Source organism: Paraburkholderia tropica (assembly GCF_900109265.1).
GTDB classification, from domain to species: Bacteria; Pseudomonadota; Gammaproteobacteria; order Burkholderiales; family Burkholderiaceae; genus Paraburkholderia; species Paraburkholderia tropica.
Map to the genome: position 1 here is coordinate 285,952 of NZ_FNZM01000012.1, position 15,325 is coordinate 301,276.

The following is a 15,325-nucleotide window of genomic DNA, read 5'->3' on the forward strand; positions in this document are numbered from 1 at the left end:
CTCGCCATGTTCGCCTATACCTTGCGCCGCCTGCTCTGGGCGATCCCCACCGTGCTCGCGGTCGTGACCGCCTGCTTCCTGCTGCTGCATTGCACGCCCGGCGGCCCGTTCGACACCGACAAGCCGCTCTCGGCGGCGGCGCTCGCGAATCTCAACGCGCGCTACCACCTCGACGAACCGCTCTGGCAGCAGTATCTGCGCTATCTGGGCGCGCTGCTGCACGGCGATCTCGGCAGCTCGTTCCGGTACGCCGACTGGTCCGTGAACGAACTCGTGCGCAAGGCGCTGCCGATCAGCCTCGGCATCGGCGGCGTGTCGATTCCGCTCGCCGTGCTGTTCGGCGTGGCGCTGGGCGCGCTGGCCGCCGTGCGCCGCAACAGCCTGATCGACCATGCGGTGATGCTGCTCGGCAATCTCGGCAACGTGGTGCCGCCGTTCGTGCTCGGTCCGGTGCTCGTGCTGTGTTTCGCCATCCTGATCAAATCGCACGACGGCGTCGGCTTGCTGCCCGCCGGCGGCTGGGGCGACGGCGAGTGGCATTACCGCGTGCTGCCCATCGCGCTGCTGGTGGTCGTCAACATGGCGTCGATCGCGCGCGTGATGCGCGGCAGCCTGATCGAAGTGCTATCCGGCAACTTTATCCGCACCGCGCGCGCCAAGGGTCTGCCCGGCCACACCATCGTGCTGCGCCATGCGCTGCGTCCCGCGCTCATGCCGGTGGTGTCGCTGCTCGGCCCGGTATGCATTTCGTCGATCACGGCCGCCGTGGTCACCGAGTCGGTGTTCGCGCTGCCGGGGCTCGGCCAACTGGTCGTCAACGGCGCGGTCAATCGCGATTACACGCTCGTGCTCGGCCTCGTCGTGCTCACCACGGTCTGCGCCGTGCTGTTCAACCTGCTCGTCGATCTGGCGTATGCGTGGCTCGATCCGCGCATCCGCTACTGATCGCGCCTGTTCATTTTCACGCCATGAATGCCCTCTCCACTCCTCCTGCGCACGCCGACGAGACACGCCGGACACGGCGCGCGTTGCCGCCCGCGCTCGCGCGTTTCGTGCGCCATCGCGCGGCGCTCGCGAGTCTCGCGCTGCTCGTGCTGATCGCGCTCGCCTGTTTCATCGGCCCGCTGCTGCTGACGAATTCGCCCACCGAAAGCGACTGGAGCGCCATCAGCCTCGCGCCCACGCTGCAAGGTGGCCACTGGTTCGGCACCGACGAACTCGGCCGCGATCTGCTCGCGCGCACGCTCGTCGGCGGACGCGTCTCGCTCGAAGTCGGGCTGCTCGGCACGCTGGTGTCGACGCTCGCGGGCGTGCTGGTCGGCGCCACGGCCGGCTATCTCGGCGGCCGCACGGACGCCGTCCTCATGCGCCTCGTCGACATGATGTACGCGATTCCGTACATGCTGATCGCGATCCTGATGGTCACGCTGTTTGGCCGCGCGTTCTCGCTCGTCGTGCTGACGATCAGCGCGTTCTCGTGGCTCGACATGGCGCGCGTGGTGCGTGGTCAAACGCTCTCGCTGCGCACGCGCGAGTTCGTCGACGCGGCGCGCGCCATCGGCGTGAAGCCTGCCGCGATCATCGTCCGGCATATCGTGCCGAATCTCGCGGGCATCGTCGCCGTGTACGCGACGGTCACGGTCCCGGCCATCATTCTCACGGAGTCGGTGCTGTCGTTCCTCGGCCTCGGCGTGCAGGAACCGATGACGAGCTGGGGCGTGCTGATCGAGGACGGCGCGCAGAAGCTCGAAGCCATGCCGTGGCTGCTGCTCTGTCCCGCCGCGCTGCTGTGCACGACGCTCTATTGCGTGAACTTCGTCGGCGACGGGCTGCGCGATGCGCTCGACCCGCGGGAGCGTTGAGATGGCGCTACTCGAAGTCGAACAACTCGGCGTGCGTTTCATGCGTCGCGACGGGCCGCCGCTCACGGTCGTCCACGATGTTTCGTTTGCGCTCGAAGCGGGCGGCACGCTCGGCATCGTCGGCGAATCGGGCTCGGGCAAGAGCCAGACCGTCATGGCGATGCTCGGCCTGCTCGCGTCGAACGGGCGCGCGCATGGTCACGCGCGTTTTCGCGGCGACGATCTGCTCGCGATGAAGCCCGGCGCGCTGAACCGCATTCGCGGCGACCGCATCGCGATGATCTTCCAGGACCCGATGACCTCGCTCAATCCGTTCCTCACGATCGAGCGGCAGATGACCGAGTCGCTGCAACGGCATCGCAAGCTCACGCGCCGCGCGGCGCGCACGCGGGCGATCGAAGCGCTCGAACGCGTGCGCATTCCCGACGCCGCGCGCCGCATCGGCCTCTATCCGCACGAGTTTTCCGGCGGCATGCGCCAGCGCGTGCTGATCGCCACGGCGCTCATGATGGAGCCCGACGTGCTGATCGCCGACGAACCCACCACGGCGCTCGACGTCACCGTGCAGGCGCAGATCATGGCGCTGCTGCGCGAGATGAATCGCGAGCGCGGCACGGCCATTCTGCTGATCACACACGATATGGGCGTCGTCGCCGAACTCTGCGACGACGTCATGGTGATGTACGCCGGACGCGCGGTCGAGAAGGCATCGGCCACCTCGTTATTCAACAGTCCCATGCATCCGTACACCGTCGGTCTGCTCGGCGCGCTGCCGCGACTCGACGCGCCCGGCGGCGCGCCGCTGCGCACGATTGCCGGCAATCCGCCGCTGCCCGGCAGCGGCGGCCAGGGATGCGCCTTTGCGCCGCGCTGCGCACAAGCGTTCGAGCGCTGTCACCAGGAAACGCCGCTGCTGCGCGCATCCGGCGCGCGCGAACGCGCTTGCCATTTGCCCGCGCCCGTCGCGCGAGGAGCGCACGCATGACCGCCACGCTCACCACAACATCCGACATCGCCGCATCCGGCACGCTGCTGAGCGTGCGCGATCTCGCCGTGCACTTTCGCGTCAAGCGCGGCCACTGGCCGTGGCAGCAGGCGACGCTGCGCGCGGTGGACGGCGTGTCGTTCGACGTGCGGCGCGGCGAAACGCTCGGGCTCGTCGGCGAATCGGGCTGCGGAAAATCGACGCTCGCGCGCGCCGTGATCGGGCTCACGCCGGTTGCGGGCGGCAGCGTGACGTGGCGCGGCGAAGAAACCGTGCATGGCGCGCGCCGCCGGCTCGGCGCGCTGCGCCGCGAAGCACAGATGATCTTCCAGGATCCGCTCGCCTCGCTCGATCCGCGCATGTCGATCGCGCAGATCGTCGCCGAACCGCTCGTCACGCACGCGCCGCAACTCGGCCGTCAGGAGATCGCGCGGCGCGTGCTCACGATGCTCGAACGCGTGGGCCTGAACGCGCATCACGCCGCGCGACGCGCGCATGAATTCTCGGGCGGCCAGTGTCAGCGCGTGGGCATCGCGCGCGCGCTGATCGGCGAACCGGGACTCGTGATCTGCGACGAGCCGGTTTCCGCGCTCGATGTGTCGATCCAGGCGCAGATCGTCAATCTGCTGCGCGATCTGCAGCGCGAACTCGCACTTTCGCTGCTGTTCGTCGCGCACGACCTCGCCGTGGTGAAGACGATCAGCCATCGCGTGATGGTGATGTATCTGGGCCGCGTGATGGAGCTGGGCGAGCGCGACGCGCTCTACCACGCGGCGCGTCATCCGTACACCCAGGCGCTGCTCGATGCCGTGCCGCTACCCGATCCCGCGTTGGCCCGCGCGCGCGAGGTGCCGCTGCTGAGCGGCGACATCCCCTCGCCGCTCAATCCGCCTTCGGGCTGTGCATTCCGCACGCGCTGCTCGCGCGCGCTCGCGGTCTGCGCCACCCAGACGCCCGCGCTGCACGCGCACGGCTCGCCCCATTCGATCGCCGCCTGCTGGCATCCGCGTACGGGCGGCGATCCTCCCGCTGCCTGAGTCGTCCGCATGCCTCGCGCATGCGGATGTTTATCCAGACAGATTTGCAATCCTTAATGATTGCCGTGAACCGACGACAACATAATCCGAGACACACGATGAAACGAGACCAGAGCATCAGGAGCACGACGTTGGCGACGGCGGCGTCGGTATTGGCCATATCGCTGGCGGTATCGCTGGGCGCGAACGTGGCCGAAGCGGCGCCCGTCGGCGGCACGACTTCTGCAGCGTCGACTGCAAAAGCGGGCACGACATCCACGCACAAGGCGAAGCGCAAAACGAAACGCAAACAGTCGCGTCAAGCGTCGCGCCAAACGACGCAGCAACGCGCTCAAGCGCAATTTGAACCGCTCCTCGCACCGAACGCGCCCGAGCAACTCGCCGCGCCCACGCCCGATCAAGGCACCAACGAAGCGGTGCGCGCCGATAATCCGCCGCGCGCGCAATCGGATCAGGCCGCCAGCAAAGGCCTGATCGGCGACAGTCATCTGACGCTCAACCTGCGCAATTACGCCGACGTGCTCGACATGGAAGGCGGTCCGCATCGTCACGCGTGGGTGCAGGGCGCGATGCTCGACTACACCTCCGGCTTCACGCAAGGGCCGATCGGCTTCGGCGTGGATGCGTCGCTGTACGGCGCGCTCAAGCTCGACGGCGGCGCGGGCGCCGGCAACATGGTGCACGTGGCCAAGGGCGGCGGCGGCTCGAATCAGCTCGCGTGGGGCTATCCGGGCGTGTACGACGTGAAGGCGCGCGTCTCGGACACGGTCGTCAAATACGGCCTGCACATGGTCGACGACAACCCGTTCTTCGAGCCGCATGACAACCGCGCGCTACCGCCCACCTTCATGGGCGTCTCGCTCGTGAGCCGCGACGTGCCGAACGCCGTGCTGCAGGCGGGCAGCTTCACCAAGGTCAACGCGCGCGGCCACACGAATCTCACCGACCTCACGACGTCGTACGGCGGCGTGTCGTTCAAGCGCTTCAGCTACGTGGGCGGCACGTGGGATTACAGCCCGAACGGCAGCGTCGCGCTGTTCGCCAATCAGGCCGACGACGTCTGGCGCCAGTATTACGGTTCGGTGCAGCAGAGTGTCGGCGATCCGTCGACGCTCAAGTGGACCGGCTTCGCGAATATCTACTCGACGCACAGCGTGGGCGGCGGCAAGGAAGGCCATATCAACAACAACGCGTACAGCGTGTCGCTGGCCGCGCAGCACGGCGCGCATTCGCTGCTGTTCGGCTTCCAGCAGATTCTCGGCGACCAGTTCTTCGATTACGTGAACGAGACCAACGGCATCTATCTCGTCAACTCGATGGACGTCGATTACAACGCGCCGCACGAGAAGTCGTTCCAGGTGCGCTATGGCTTCGACGGCAAATACGCCGGGCTGCCGGGCGCGAAGGCGATGCTCTGGTACGCGCTGGGCTGGGGCGCGGATGCGTCGGCGGGCGCGGCGGCCAATCCGGATTCCGGGCTCTACTGGAAGAACGGCCAGCCCGTGCACGGCTCGCATCACGAGTTCGGCTTCATCCCTTCGTACACGCTGCAAAGCGGGCGCTTCAAGGACACGAAGATCTCGTTCGTCGCGATGTGGCATCACGGCTCGAAGTACTACTCCGACGCGAGCAACATGGAATACCGGCTCGTCGTGGGCGTGCCGCTCAAGCTGTTCTGAGCGACATCAGCGCGCAGGCCGCCGGAGCGCTTACAGGATTCAGGCGGCTTGCGCGTGATCGGTGGATTCGGTGCAATCGGTGGATTCGGCCGCTCCAGCGTCCTCGCCCCGCGCACGCCGCGCCGCGAACACCTCGCGCGCGGCGAATAAACCGTTGAGCGCGGCGGGAAAGCCCGCATACACCGCCATCTGCATGATCGTCTCGACGATCTCCGCTTCGCTCAGTCCCACGTTCAGGCCCGCCGCGATATGCACCTTGAGCTGCGGCTGCGCGTGGCCGAGCGCGGTCAGCGCCGCGATGGTCGCGATCTCCCGTGCGCGCAGATCGAGACCGGGCCGCGCGTAGATGTCGCCGAACGGAAACTCCAGCAGATACGTGGCGAAGTCCGGCGCGATATCGGCAAGCGAGGCCACCACCTGCTCGCCCGCGTGGCCGTCAATCGCCGTCAGCATGCGCAGGCCGCGCGCGAGGCGGCTTTCCTGTGCGCCGCCAGGCGCTGCCGGCGCGGGTTGTTGAAGGTTCGGGTTCGTCGGGTTCGTGACGGTTTGCATGCGCGTGCCTCTGCGAAGAAATAGGAGCGGTCGAATAGCCTTCGATCTTGGCGTCGAGCGCGAGGAGGCACGCCTGCATTTCGGCGATATGGGCACGCACCGCGTCGCGATGCTCGACGAGCAAGGCGCAGCGCTCGGCTTCGGTCGCGGCGCCTTCGGCGCGCAACCGGGCGTAGCGCAACATGCCCTGAATCGGCATGCCGGTGGTCTTCAGACGGCCCAGAAACGCGAGCCAGTCGAGAATCGAGCGGTCGTACGCGCGCTGCCCGGAACCGTCGCGCAATGCGAACGGAATCAGGCCGATGCGCTCGTAGTAGCGGATCGTATGCACCGACAAGCCCGTCAGGCCGGCCACATCGCCAATTTTCATGTGCTTCCCCTCAACGACAACCACGATGGTGAGACTTCGAGCGCGCTCCAGGTCAAGCGCGATTTTGCGCCCACGCCGGAGCGTTCCGTTCGAACCGGTTCGAGCGGCTCAGCCTAGCTGCGCCGCTGCGTGCTCCGCCAGGAAATCGACGAAACTGCGGATCTTCGGCAGCGGCTGCCGGTCCTGCCGATACAGCGCGTACACCGGCCGTCCCTCGGGCGCGAACGCGTCGAGCACGCTGACGAGACGGCCCGACGCCAGATCGTCGGCGACGAGAATGGCCGGTTGCAGCAGCAGCCCCGCGCCGTGCAGCGCCGCCTGGCGCAGGCCGTGGCCGTCGTTGCAGACGAAGTCCGTCTGCTCGGGCCAGCGGTTGTCGCCGAGCAGCCGCCAGCCGTTGCGGCGATCCCAGACCGCGTGGCTCAGACAGCGATGATCGGCGAGGTCGGCGAGCGTGCGCGGCGGGCCGTGCCGCGCCAGATACGCGGGCGCGGCGCAGATCGTCATGCGGTACTGGCCGAGCGGGCGGGCGATCAGATCGAGGTCCGGATCGAGCGCGCCGATGCGCACGGCGACGTCGAAGCCTTCATCGACGAGATCGACCACGCCGTTGCTCAGATCGAGGTCGATACGCACCTGAGGATGCGCGTTCTGATAGGCCGCCGCCAGCGGCGCGACCACGCACGCGCCCAGCGTGGTCGCCGCGCTGATGCGCAGCGTGCCGCGCGGCTCGGCGCGCAGGCGCTCCACCGACGCCTCCGCCAGCGCCAGTTGCTCCAGCACCTTGCGGCTTTCCTCGTAGAAGCGGCGGCCCGCGTCGGTGAGGCTTTGCGCGCGTGTGTTGCGCTGGAGCAGCTGCGCGCCCAGATGCGTTTCCAGTTGCCGCACGTGCTTGCCCACCATCACCGGGCTCAGGTCCAGCGCGCGCGCCGCCGCACTGAAACTGCCGCTGTCCACGGCGCTCACGAACACTTCGATACTGCGCAGCCGGTCCATGATTACTAACTCCTGGTTTCAGGTGAACGAAATTATCGTCCATTTATTCTTTACGGTGTCAGGCGGATAGTGTGGGCATCCCGTTATCTTTTCGATGGAGCGATGCACATGAAAATCCTTCTGGTCGGCGCGAGCGGCGCCGTGGGCCGCGCGATCGCGCAGACGCTCGGCGAAACGCACACGATCGTGCCCGTGGGCCGCACGAGCGGCGCCTACCGCGCCGATCTCACCGACGACGCCAGCGTCACCGCGCTATTCCGCGAAGTCGGGACGGTGGATGCGATCGTCTCGGCGACCGGTCACGTCCATTTCGGGCCGCTTGCGCAGATGAACGCGGCGCAGTTCGACATCGGCTTGCAGGACAAACTGCTCGGCCAGGTGCGGCTCGCGCTGATCGGCCAGCACTATCTGAGCGACGGCGGCTCGATCACGCTGACGAGCGGCATCGTCGCCGAAGAACCCATCGCCCAGGGCGCGAACGCGACCGCCGTGAACTGCGCGATCGAAGGCTTCGTGCGCGCCGCCGCCACGGAATTGCGCGGCAACCGGCGCATCAACGCGGTGAGCCCGACCGTGCTGACCGAGTCGCTGGAACGCTTCGCGGGCTTCTTCCCCGGCTTCGAAAGCGTGCCTGCGCAGCGCGCGGCGCTTGCGTACCAGCGCAGCGTGGAAGGCGTGCAGACGGGGCGGGTTTATCGCGTCTGGTGAAGGTCCGGCGCGGGCGCGGTGAGCGCGTGCCGCCGCCTTCTCATCGGCTATCGGAAAATTCGGATTTAGCCGATGGATAGTGAGATGGCACGCGCCTACGCTGGGGCAGGTCCAACGTCCGCCCCTCCGGCCCGCCATGAATACGCCCACGATCGATCCCCTCGCCTCTCACGCGCTTTACGCCGCAGGCCGCCACGCCGAGGCGCTCGCGCTGCTCGACGCCCTGCTCGAACACGATCCGGCCAATCGCGAGGCGCTGCATCTCGCGGCGCGCTGCCTGCACGCGCTCGAACGCGCCGACGCAGAGCATCCCGCCGGTTCCGCTGATATCGCAGACACCGCTCACGCACCGCCCGACGCCTCGCCCGCGCTCGCCACCGCGCTCCTCGCGCTCGGCAACCGCTTTTACGCGCGCAAGCAGGCCGCGCAGGCCGAACACGCCTGGCGCGCGGCGCTCGCCATCGAGCCGGACTGGCCTTCGGCGCTCGGCAATCTCGGGCTCGCCTTGCGCGACCAGGACCGCGCAGCCGAAGCCGAAACCGTGCTGCGCCAGGCGCTCGCCATCGCCCCCGATCACGCAGGAGCCCGAAGCAATCTCGCGCTGCTGCTCTGGCACACGCAGCGTCTGGACGCGGCGCACGCCGAATATCGGCACATACTCGAACGCGAGCCCGACAATCTGCACGCCAACAACAATCTCGGCCTGCTGCTGCTCGACCTGAACCGCCAGCCCGAGGCCGAGGCGGCGTTCCGGCGCGCGCTCGCGGCCGACCCGAGCGTGCCCGAGGCGCACAACAATCTCGGCAACGCGCTCAACCAGCAGGCGCGCACCGATGAAGCGATCGCCGCCTATCGCCAGGCGCTCGCGCTGCGGCCCGACTACACCGTCGTCAAGGGCAATCTGGCGATGCTGCTGCTGCGCAACGGCCGCTATGCCGAAGGCTGGCCGCTCTACGAGGCGCGTCACGACGAAACCGTCGGCGAGCACGCGGTGAAACTGCCGCCGGTGCCGTGGCCGCGCTGGTGCGGCGAACCGCTCGACGGCAAGTCGATCATCGTCTGGCCCGAGCAAGGCTATGGCGACGACCTGCAATTCTGCCGCTACGTCACGCTGCTGAAAGCCCGCGGCGCGGCGCGCGTGAGCGTCGCGTGCGGCCCCGCGCTCGGGCGGCTGTTCAAAAGCCTCGAACATGTGGACGCCGTCTACGTGCTCGACGGTCAGGGCACGATCCCGCGCCACGACTACTGGTGTTTCATGATGAGCCTGCCGCTGCGCTTCGGCACCACGGTCGAGACGATTCCGGCGCCCATGCCCTATCTGCGCGCGGACGCCGCGCTCGCGCAAAGCTGGCGCGAGCGGCTGCCGGCGCGCGGGTTCAAGGTTGGCGTCGTCTGGGCGGGCGCGCCGCGTCCGCAGGATCCGCGCGCGAACGCAATCGACCAGCGCCGCTCCACGCACGCACGCGACTGGCTGCCGATCCTGCGCGTGCCCGGCGTGCGCTTCGTGAGCCTGCAAAAAGGGGAAGCGACGCAGCCGCAGATCCACGCGCTGCCGGCGGAACTGCGTCCGCTCGATCCGATGGACGCGGCGCAGGATTTCGCCGATACGGCCGCCATCGTCGATGCGCTCGATCTCGTGATTACCGTCGATACGTCGATGGCGCACCTCGCGGGCGCGCTCGGCAAGCCGGTGTGGATTCTGTCGCGCTACGACGCGTGCTGGCGCTGGCTGCGCGAGCGCGACAATTCGCCGTGGTATCCGCGCGCGCGGCTGTTCCAGCAGCGCGCGCCAGGCGATTGGGGTGAGGTGATCGCTCGCGTGGCGCGCGCGCTCGATGCGTTAGCGAAAGCTTAAGCGCCGCGAGATCGACGCGCGCCGCTCATTGCATCAATCAGGACGCGCGTTCCGCCGCCAGCCGCACGTCCGCGTCGGCGCGCGCGAGCAGACCGCTGCAACGCGGCGAGAGATGGGCGAACGTCAGGTGCTTGCCCGCACGCTCGTAGCGCGCCTGCACCGCTTCGAGCGCGGCGATGGCCGAGTGATCGGCCACCTGCAGATGCGCGCAGTCGAGGCGCACCTGCGCCGGATCGCGCGCCGGATCGAACAGCGTCTGAAACTGCGCCGCCGAGGCGAAGAACAGCGTGCCGCGCAGCGTATAGACGCGCTCGCCCGACGGCTCGTCGCGCATCTCGCAGCGGAATTCGCGCGCGTGCTGCCACGCGAAATTCAGTGAAGCGATCACGATCCCGCACATCACGGCGGTCGCCAGATCGGTGCAGACGGTGATCACCGTCACCGCGACGATCACCACGGCGTCGTTGCGCGGCACCTTGTGCAGCACGCGCAGCGAGCCCCACGCGAACGTCTGTCCCGCCACGATGAACATCACGCCCACCAGCGCGGCGAGCGGAATGCGCTCGATCAGCGGCGACAGGAACAGGATGAAGAGCAGGATCATCACGCCGCTCGTCACGCCGGACAGACGACGGCGACCGCCCGAGCCGAGGTTGATGACGGTCTGGCCGATCATCGCGCAGCCGCCCATCGCGCCGAAGAGGCCCGACACCACGTTGGCCGCGCCGAGCGCCACGCATTCGCGGTTGGGCTGGCCGCGCGAGGCGGTCACGTCGTCGGTGAGATTGAGCGTGAGCAGCGTTTCGAGCAGGCCGACGAGCGACATCAGCACCGCATAGGGCAGCACGATGCGCAGTGTCTCCAGATTCAGCGGCACGCCCGGAATCGCGAACACGGGCAGGCCGCCCGCGATGTGCGCCATGTCGCCGAGCGTGCGCGCGGGCAGATGCAGCAACGCCGCCGCCGCGCCCACGCCGACGATCGCCACGAGCGCGGGCGGCACGGCCTTCGTCAGACGCGGCATCACGAAGACGATCGCCATAGTCAGCGCCACGAGACCGCACATCAGCCAGAGCGCCTGGCCGTGCATCCATTCCATGCCGTGCGCGCCGGGCAGCTTGAAGTGCTCGAACTGCGCACGCGCGATGATGATCGCGAGGCCGTTCACGAAGCCGAGCATGACCGGATGCGGCACCATGCGGATGAGCTTGCCGAGCTTGAGCGCGCCGAACAGCATCATCAGCAGGCCGCCGAGCACGACGGTCGCGAACAGATACTGCGGGCCGTGCTGCACCACCAGCGCGACGATCACCACGGCCATCGAGCCCGCCGCGCCGCTGATCATGCCGGGGCGGCCGCCGAACAGCGCCGTGATCGTGCAGATGAAGAACGCGCCGTACAGCCCCATCAGCGGATTCAGGTGCGCGACGAGCGCGAACGCGATGCACTCGGGCACCAGCGCGAACGAAGACGTGATGCCGGCGAGCAATTCGCTGCGCAGCGCGGAGAACGAAAACGGCGCCGTGGAACGGCTCGGAGTGGAACGGGCGGATTCCATGGTGCGGGCGGTAGACCGGAAAAAGACGGGGAAACGGGCTGAAAGCGCGCTGCAAAACAACGCGACGAGGCGTGCGGCGCGCCCGGTCCGGATGCACCTGGACGGTGCGTCGGCGGGCCTGCGTACGAGGCCCGATAGGGCGCATCACCGTAAAACATGCAGGCGCACGCGCCGGAGTCCGGACGAACGGGAGCGCGCATGTTAACAGAATCGGCGTTGACGCGCAGGCGACGATGGCCTCGTCGAGCGCACGGGAAGCATTAAAGGAGGCGGAAAAGTGGCTACCTGAAATAGCCGAAAACTGGCTATTTTGAATAGCCGCTATCACGACTACGATGACGTTCATCGCGCCACCCTTCCCCGGCGCGGCCCACTTCGAAGGAACGATCATGCAACAGCGTCTCGACTTCTACCGCGCCAATCCGAACGCCATCAAGGCCCTGCTCGGACTCGAAGAACGCGTCGAAAAGAGCGGCATCGACAAGCCGCTCGCCGAACTCGTGCGCCTGCGCGCCTCGCAGATCAACGGTTGCGCCTACTGCGTCGACATGCACGTGAGCGACGCGCGCAAGGGCGGCGAAACCGAACGACGTCTGGCCACCGTCGTGGTGTGGCGCGAGACGCCCTTCTTCACGGAACGCGAGCGCGCCGCGCTCGAATGGACCGAGGCGCTCACGCTGGTCTCGCACGAGCACGTGCCCGACGCGGTCTGGGAAGCCGTCAAGCCGCATTTCAGCGACACCGAAATCGTCGACCTGACCCTGCTGATCAACGCGATCAATAGCTGGAATCGCCTGGCAATCGCGTTCCGCAAACTGCCCGCCTGAGAGGCGCGCCATGAAGACGATTCTGCAAACCGCGCTGGCGTCGCTTGCGTCGCTGATGATCGCGCTCGCGTCGATGAACACCGCGCAGGCGCACGACGCCGCAAGCGAAACCATCGCCCCGGTCATGAAGCAGGCGATTCCGGAAGCGCCCGGCAAGAACGTGCTGATCGCCACCGTGACGTTCGCGCCGGGGCAGGCGTCCGAGCCGCACATGCACAAGGGATCGGTGTTCGCCTACGTCACGCAGGGCCATATCGAATCGCAGATCGAAGGCTCGCCCGCGCGAACCTATGGCCCCGGCGAGGCGTGGTACGAGCCGCCCGGCTCGCGTCACCTCCTCGCGCGCAACGTCAGCGCGACGGAGCCGGCGCAGATCCTCGTGTTCGCCGTCGCCGGCGAGCACGATGCGATCAAGCAGCCGATTCCGCACTAAGCACCGGGCGCGAAGGCCGCGCAGTGCCTCAGTTCGGCACGTAACCCGTCGGCAGCGTCGTGTTGGCCTTGGCCACCGTCGCGTTGTTCGACACCACGTAGACCGGCGACTCCGTGAGGTTCAGCGTGACCGTGCCGTTGCTGTAGGCCACCGTCGACGGATTGCCCATCATGTCGAGCACCGTGACCGTGCCGTTCGTACCCGGCGCGTCCACCGCGAGGCTGTACGCCGTGCTGTACGTCGAGCTATAGCCCGCGCTGGCGTTCCACACGGTGTTGTTGTGGGTCCAGAGCGCCGTGATCACCGAGCCGTTGTTCAACTGCTGGAACGCGTAGGCGTAGACGCCGGACGGCACGCCGTTGACGGGACCGAGCGTGTTGGTGCCGTCGATGATGCGCGTCATCGCCGCCACGGCCATCGCCGCCGGTTTCGGGCTGATGTTGGTTGCGCCGTACTGGCCCTGCGCATCGGCGAGATCGAAGAACGTGCCGTAGCCCACGAGGCCCGGGAAGTCCGCACCGTAGAACACCCACGTCTGGTCGGCGCCTTCGCCGAGCGCGATCAGGTGTGCGCGCGCGGCCACCGCGCCCTGCGCGTACAGCACGTTGGCCGTCGGGTAGTTCGCGCCGTACGACGAGCCGTTGTCGTAGCTGATGCCCACTTCGGTCTGGAACAGCTTCATGCCGGGCTTGTAGTCGGCGGCCATTTCACTGCGCAGCGTGCGCATCTGGCCGATCAGCGACCCCGACGCCGTCGACGGATCGGTCGCCAGCCGCTCAGGCGGATACGACGGCGACGTGCCGTTGATGTCGTAATAGCCGTGCGTGGTCACGCCATCGAGATACTGAGCGAAGCCGAGCGACGCGAGCGTGCGCAACTGCTCGGCAGTGCCCGAAGGCGCGGTATCGGCCGGGCCCATCAGCACGGCGTGCGGATCGGTCGAATGCAGCCCTTGATAGACGGTCTGATAAAGCTGCACGAATTGAGCGTTCGTGCCCGCCCACTGCGCGTCCGGCTCCCACGTGAGCTGATAGTAGTTGGCCGACTGATTCTTGAAATACGCAGTCCGAATTAAATTCGATTCGGTGCCCACGCGGCTCATGTAATCCTGATAGTACGAGAGATCGGTGGGCGGCAGTGTCTCGTCCTCGAAGGCATTCGTCGGGCTGGCCCACGCGGGAATGCCGTCGAGACGGATCAGGCGCATCACGTTGCCCGAGGTGAAGAACGGATCGAGATTATTGGCGTTCGGATTGAAGGTGTTGGGGCCGTTCGGCTCCATGTTGTAGAGCTCGCGATGATCGAGCTGCCACGAAATGCCGAGCGCCGAGAGCACCGCGGCGTTGCCGTCCTCGCCTTGCATGCCGAAGCGGTGCAGGTCCTGATGCGCATACGTCACCGCGGGAATCACGCTGCCCAGAGCGGGCAGCACGCCGAAGGTCGCATTGCCCGCGGGGCGCGTGCCGGCCGAGGGAATCTGGCCGCCCGCGCTGGCGAGCGAGGCGGAGATCGCGAAGTAACCCGCGAGCGTCGACGAGCAGTTCACCGTCGTGGTCACCGCGCCCGCCGTGACCGGCGTGCTGCCGCTCGCAGCCACGTTGCCGAGTTGATCGGCGATCGACCAGTTCAGCGTGTCGGGCGACGCGGCGTTGGTCACGATCGTCACCGGAAAGCTCGCGCCCGAGGCGAAGATGCGGCCGCTTTGCGCGCTCGGCGTGTCGGCGGACACGAGCGTGCCGCTGGCCGTCGCGCTCGAGGCCGAAGGCGCGCCGCAGGTCATCGCGCCCTTCGCCACGACGGGCGAATCGGTGCCGCCGCTGGCGTTGACGGCGTTCGAGCCCGCGTTTTGCGCGCCGCCGGACGCGTTGGCGTTCGTGGTGTCCGAACCGGTCCCCCCGGACCCGCCTCCCCCGCAAGCCGCCAGTAGCAGCGATGAGGAGAGCAAAATAAGAATGGGCTTCATCGTTTGTAATAGGCAAAGCGACGCCCAGCCGGCAGCGGCGCTCGCGCGCCCGGCTGCAGGCCGAAGGTCTGGTATGAGAGGTCGGCGGACGCCGCGCATCGGTCGAATGCGCACTTCGTCCGTCAAAACGAGGGCGCGGCTGGCGCACCCGGTCGAACCGGCGTATCTGTCCTTTTCGCCTGGGCGCGGGCGCGCCGTGAGCGCGCCGTTGCGGCGATTGCGTCGTCGGGACTTGCGGCCTTGCGCGGGTTCCCAAGGGAATTTGGGGGACATGCGCCTTCGGTGAGCCGAAGCGGCAAATTCACTGCTTAAAATCAGATCATTCGCGGCGGCAGATCTTACCTGGCATTTCTCCTGATATATACCAATTCGACGTAAGAAAGTGTTACATAAGGCAATACAAAACCGAATTGCCGATAATTAAATTCGTTACCGTCGAAATCGCGTCCATATCGGGAAATTTTTGCTTCGGTGCGCGCACGCTGTCGTGCGATGACCGC

At 67.4% G+C, this 15,325-nt stretch carries 14 protein-coding genes; 9 read left to right on the forward strand and 5 right to left on the reverse strand.

Annotated features, from left to right (window positions below):
- The first annotated feature begins 6 nt into the window (after nucleotides 1–6).
- The 5 genes from BMY06_RS21715 (at nucleotide 7) to BMY06_RS21735 (ending at nucleotide 5,563) form a co-directional block, all read left to right on the forward strand.
- The gene (locus BMY06_RS21715) at nucleotides 7–945 is read left to right on the forward strand and encodes an ABC transporter permease subunit (protein ID WP_065059019.1); all 939 of its coding nucleotides are present in this window, start codon (nucleotides 7–9) and stop codon (nucleotides 943–945) included.
- Between the two features lie 23 nt (nucleotides 946–968).
- Nucleotides 969–1,862: an ABC transporter permease gene (locus tag BMY06_RS21720; protein ID WP_065059018.1), complete on the forward strand. Its 894-nt coding sequence runs from the start codon at nucleotides 969–971 to the stop codon at nucleotides 1,860–1,862.
- A 1-nt stretch (nucleotide 1,863) separates the two neighbouring features.
- The gene (locus tag BMY06_RS21725; RefSeq protein ID WP_074985120.1) at nucleotides 1,864–2,847 is read left to right on the forward strand and encodes an ABC transporter ATP-binding protein; all 984 of its coding nucleotides are present in this window, start codon (nucleotides 1,864–1,866) and stop codon (nucleotides 2,845–2,847) included.
- Nucleotides 2,844–3,884: an ABC transporter ATP-binding protein gene (locus BMY06_RS21730; protein ID WP_124263186.1), complete on the forward strand. Its 1,041-nt coding sequence runs from the start codon at nucleotides 2,844–2,846 to the stop codon at nucleotides 3,882–3,884. The genes BMY06_RS21725 and BMY06_RS21730 overlap by 4 nt, the downstream gene beginning before the upstream one ends.
- 98 nt (nucleotides 3,885–3,982) lie before the next feature.
- Nucleotides 3,983–5,563, forward strand: coding sequence for an OprD family outer membrane porin (locus BMY06_RS21735; RefSeq protein WP_065059016.1), 1,581 nt, complete (start codon nucleotides 3,983–3,985; stop codon nucleotides 5,561–5,563).
- 39 nt (nucleotides 5,564–5,602) lie between these two features.
- Here the strand turns inward: BMY06_RS21735 and BMY06_RS21740 are convergent, their stop codons facing one another.
- The 3 genes from BMY06_RS21740 to BMY06_RS21750 form a co-directional block, all read right to left on the reverse strand.
- On the reverse strand, nucleotides 5,603–6,016 hold the full coding sequence (locus tag BMY06_RS21740) for a carboxymuconolactone decarboxylase family protein (RefSeq protein ID WP_074985122.1): 414 nt from the start codon (nucleotides 6,014–6,016) through the stop codon (nucleotides 5,603–5,605).
- Nucleotides 6,000–6,485 (reverse strand): MerR family transcriptional regulator, encoded by a 486-nt coding sequence (locus BMY06_RS21745; RefSeq protein ID WP_074985124.1) that lies wholly within the window; start codon nucleotides 6,483–6,485, stop codon nucleotides 6,000–6,002. The genes BMY06_RS21740 and BMY06_RS21745 overlap by 17 nt, the downstream gene beginning before the upstream one ends.
- A gap of 108 nt (nucleotides 6,486–6,593) precedes the next feature.
- Complete coding sequence (locus tag BMY06_RS21750) at nucleotides 6,594–7,481, reverse strand: LysR family transcriptional regulator (RefSeq protein ID WP_074985126.1); 888 nt, start codon at nucleotides 7,479–7,481, stop codon at nucleotides 6,594–6,596.
- A gap of 108 nt (nucleotides 7,482–7,589) precedes the next feature.
- Between BMY06_RS21750 and BMY06_RS21755 the strand changes: the two genes are divergently transcribed.
- Complete coding sequence (locus BMY06_RS21755; protein ID WP_065059013.1) at nucleotides 7,590–8,189, forward strand: short chain dehydrogenase; 600 nt, start codon at nucleotides 7,590–7,592, stop codon at nucleotides 8,187–8,189.
- A gap of 136 nt (nucleotides 8,190–8,325) precedes the next feature.
- Nucleotides 8,326–10,044 (forward strand): tetratricopeptide repeat protein, encoded by a 1,719-nt coding sequence (locus tag BMY06_RS21760; protein ID WP_074985127.1) that lies wholly within the window; start codon nucleotides 8,326–8,328, stop codon nucleotides 10,042–10,044.
- Between the two features lie 37 nt (nucleotides 10,045–10,081).
- Here the strand turns inward: BMY06_RS21760 and BMY06_RS21765 are convergent, their stop codons facing one another.
- Nucleotides 10,082–11,602 (reverse strand): SulP family inorganic anion transporter, encoded by a 1,521-nt coding sequence (locus BMY06_RS21765; protein ID WP_074985129.1) that lies wholly within the window; start codon nucleotides 11,600–11,602, stop codon nucleotides 10,082–10,084.
- A 389-nt stretch (nucleotides 11,603–11,991) separates the two neighbouring features.
- Between BMY06_RS21765 and BMY06_RS21770 the strand changes: the two genes are divergently transcribed.
- Both BMY06_RS21770 and BMY06_RS21775 read left to right on the forward strand, forming a co-directional pair.
- Nucleotides 11,992–12,429, forward strand: a complete 438-nt coding sequence (locus tag BMY06_RS21770) for a carboxymuconolactone decarboxylase family protein (RefSeq protein ID WP_074985198.1) — start codon at nucleotides 11,992–11,994, stop codon at nucleotides 12,427–12,429.
- 10 nt (nucleotides 12,430–12,439) lie between these two features.
- Nucleotides 12,440–12,862: a cupin domain-containing protein gene (locus tag BMY06_RS21775; protein WP_074985130.1), complete on the forward strand. Its 423-nt coding sequence runs from the start codon at nucleotides 12,440–12,442 to the stop codon at nucleotides 12,860–12,862.
- A 28-nt stretch (nucleotides 12,863–12,890) separates the two neighbouring features.
- On the opposite strand, the gene BMY06_RS21780 is transcribed toward BMY06_RS21775, so the two are convergent.
- The gene (locus tag BMY06_RS21780) at nucleotides 12,891–14,825 is read right to left on the reverse strand and encodes a hypothetical protein (RefSeq protein WP_074985132.1); all 1,935 of its coding nucleotides are present in this window, start codon (nucleotides 14,823–14,825) and stop codon (nucleotides 12,891–12,893) included.
- Between the last annotated feature and the right edge of the window lie 500 nt (nucleotides 14,826–15,325).

What these genes read in the sequence shown, in the direction of transcription:
- BMY06_RS21715 (WP_065059019.1), top strand. Translation starts at nt 7, where the DNA reads ATGTTCGCCTATACCTTGCGCCGCCTGCTCTGGGCGATCCCCACCGTG.
- BMY06_RS21720 (WP_065059018.1), top strand. Translation starts at nt 969, where the DNA reads ATGAATGCCCTCTCCACTCCTCCTGCGCACGCCGACGAGACACGCCGG.
- BMY06_RS21725 (WP_074985120.1), top strand. Translation starts at nt 1,864, where the DNA reads ATGGCGCTACTCGAAGTCGAACAACTCGGCGTGCGTTTCATGCGTCGC.
- BMY06_RS21730 (WP_124263186.1), top strand. Translation starts at nt 2,844, where the DNA reads ATGACCGCCACGCTCACCACAACATCCGACATCGCCGCATCCGGCACG.
- BMY06_RS21735 (WP_065059016.1), top strand. Translation starts at nt 3,983, where the DNA reads ATGAAACGAGACCAGAGCATCAGGAGCACGACGTTGGCGACGGCGGCG.
- BMY06_RS21740 (WP_074985122.1), bottom strand. Translation starts at nt 6,016, where the DNA reads ATGCTGACGGCGATTGACGGCCACGCGGGCGAGCAGGTGGTGGCCTCG.
- BMY06_RS21745 (WP_074985124.1), bottom strand. Translation starts at nt 6,485, where the DNA reads ATGAAAATTGGCGATGTGGCCGGCCTGACGGGCTTGTCGGTGCATACG.
- BMY06_RS21750 (WP_074985126.1), bottom strand. Translation starts at nt 7,481, where the DNA reads ATGGACCGGCTGCGCAGTATCGAAGTGTTCGTGAGCGCCGTGGACAGC.
- BMY06_RS21755 (WP_065059013.1), top strand. Translation starts at nt 7,590, where the DNA reads ATGAAAATCCTTCTGGTCGGCGCGAGCGGCGCCGTGGGCCGCGCGATC.
- BMY06_RS21760 (WP_074985127.1), top strand. Translation starts at nt 8,326, where the DNA reads ATGAATACGCCCACGATCGATCCCCTCGCCTCTCACGCGCTTTACGCC.
- BMY06_RS21765 (WP_074985129.1), bottom strand. Translation starts at nt 11,602, where the DNA reads ATGGAATCCGCCCGTTCCACTCCGAGCCGTTCCACGGCGCCGTTTTCG.
- BMY06_RS21770 (WP_074985198.1), top strand. Translation starts at nt 11,992, where the DNA reads ATGCAACAGCGTCTCGACTTCTACCGCGCCAATCCGAACGCCATCAAG.
- BMY06_RS21775 (WP_074985130.1), top strand. Translation starts at nt 12,440, where the DNA reads ATGAAGACGATTCTGCAAACCGCGCTGGCGTCGCTTGCGTCGCTGATG.
- BMY06_RS21780 (WP_074985132.1), bottom strand. Translation starts at nt 14,825, where the DNA reads ATGAAGCCCATTCTTATTTTGCTCTCCTCATCGCTGCTACTGGCGGCT.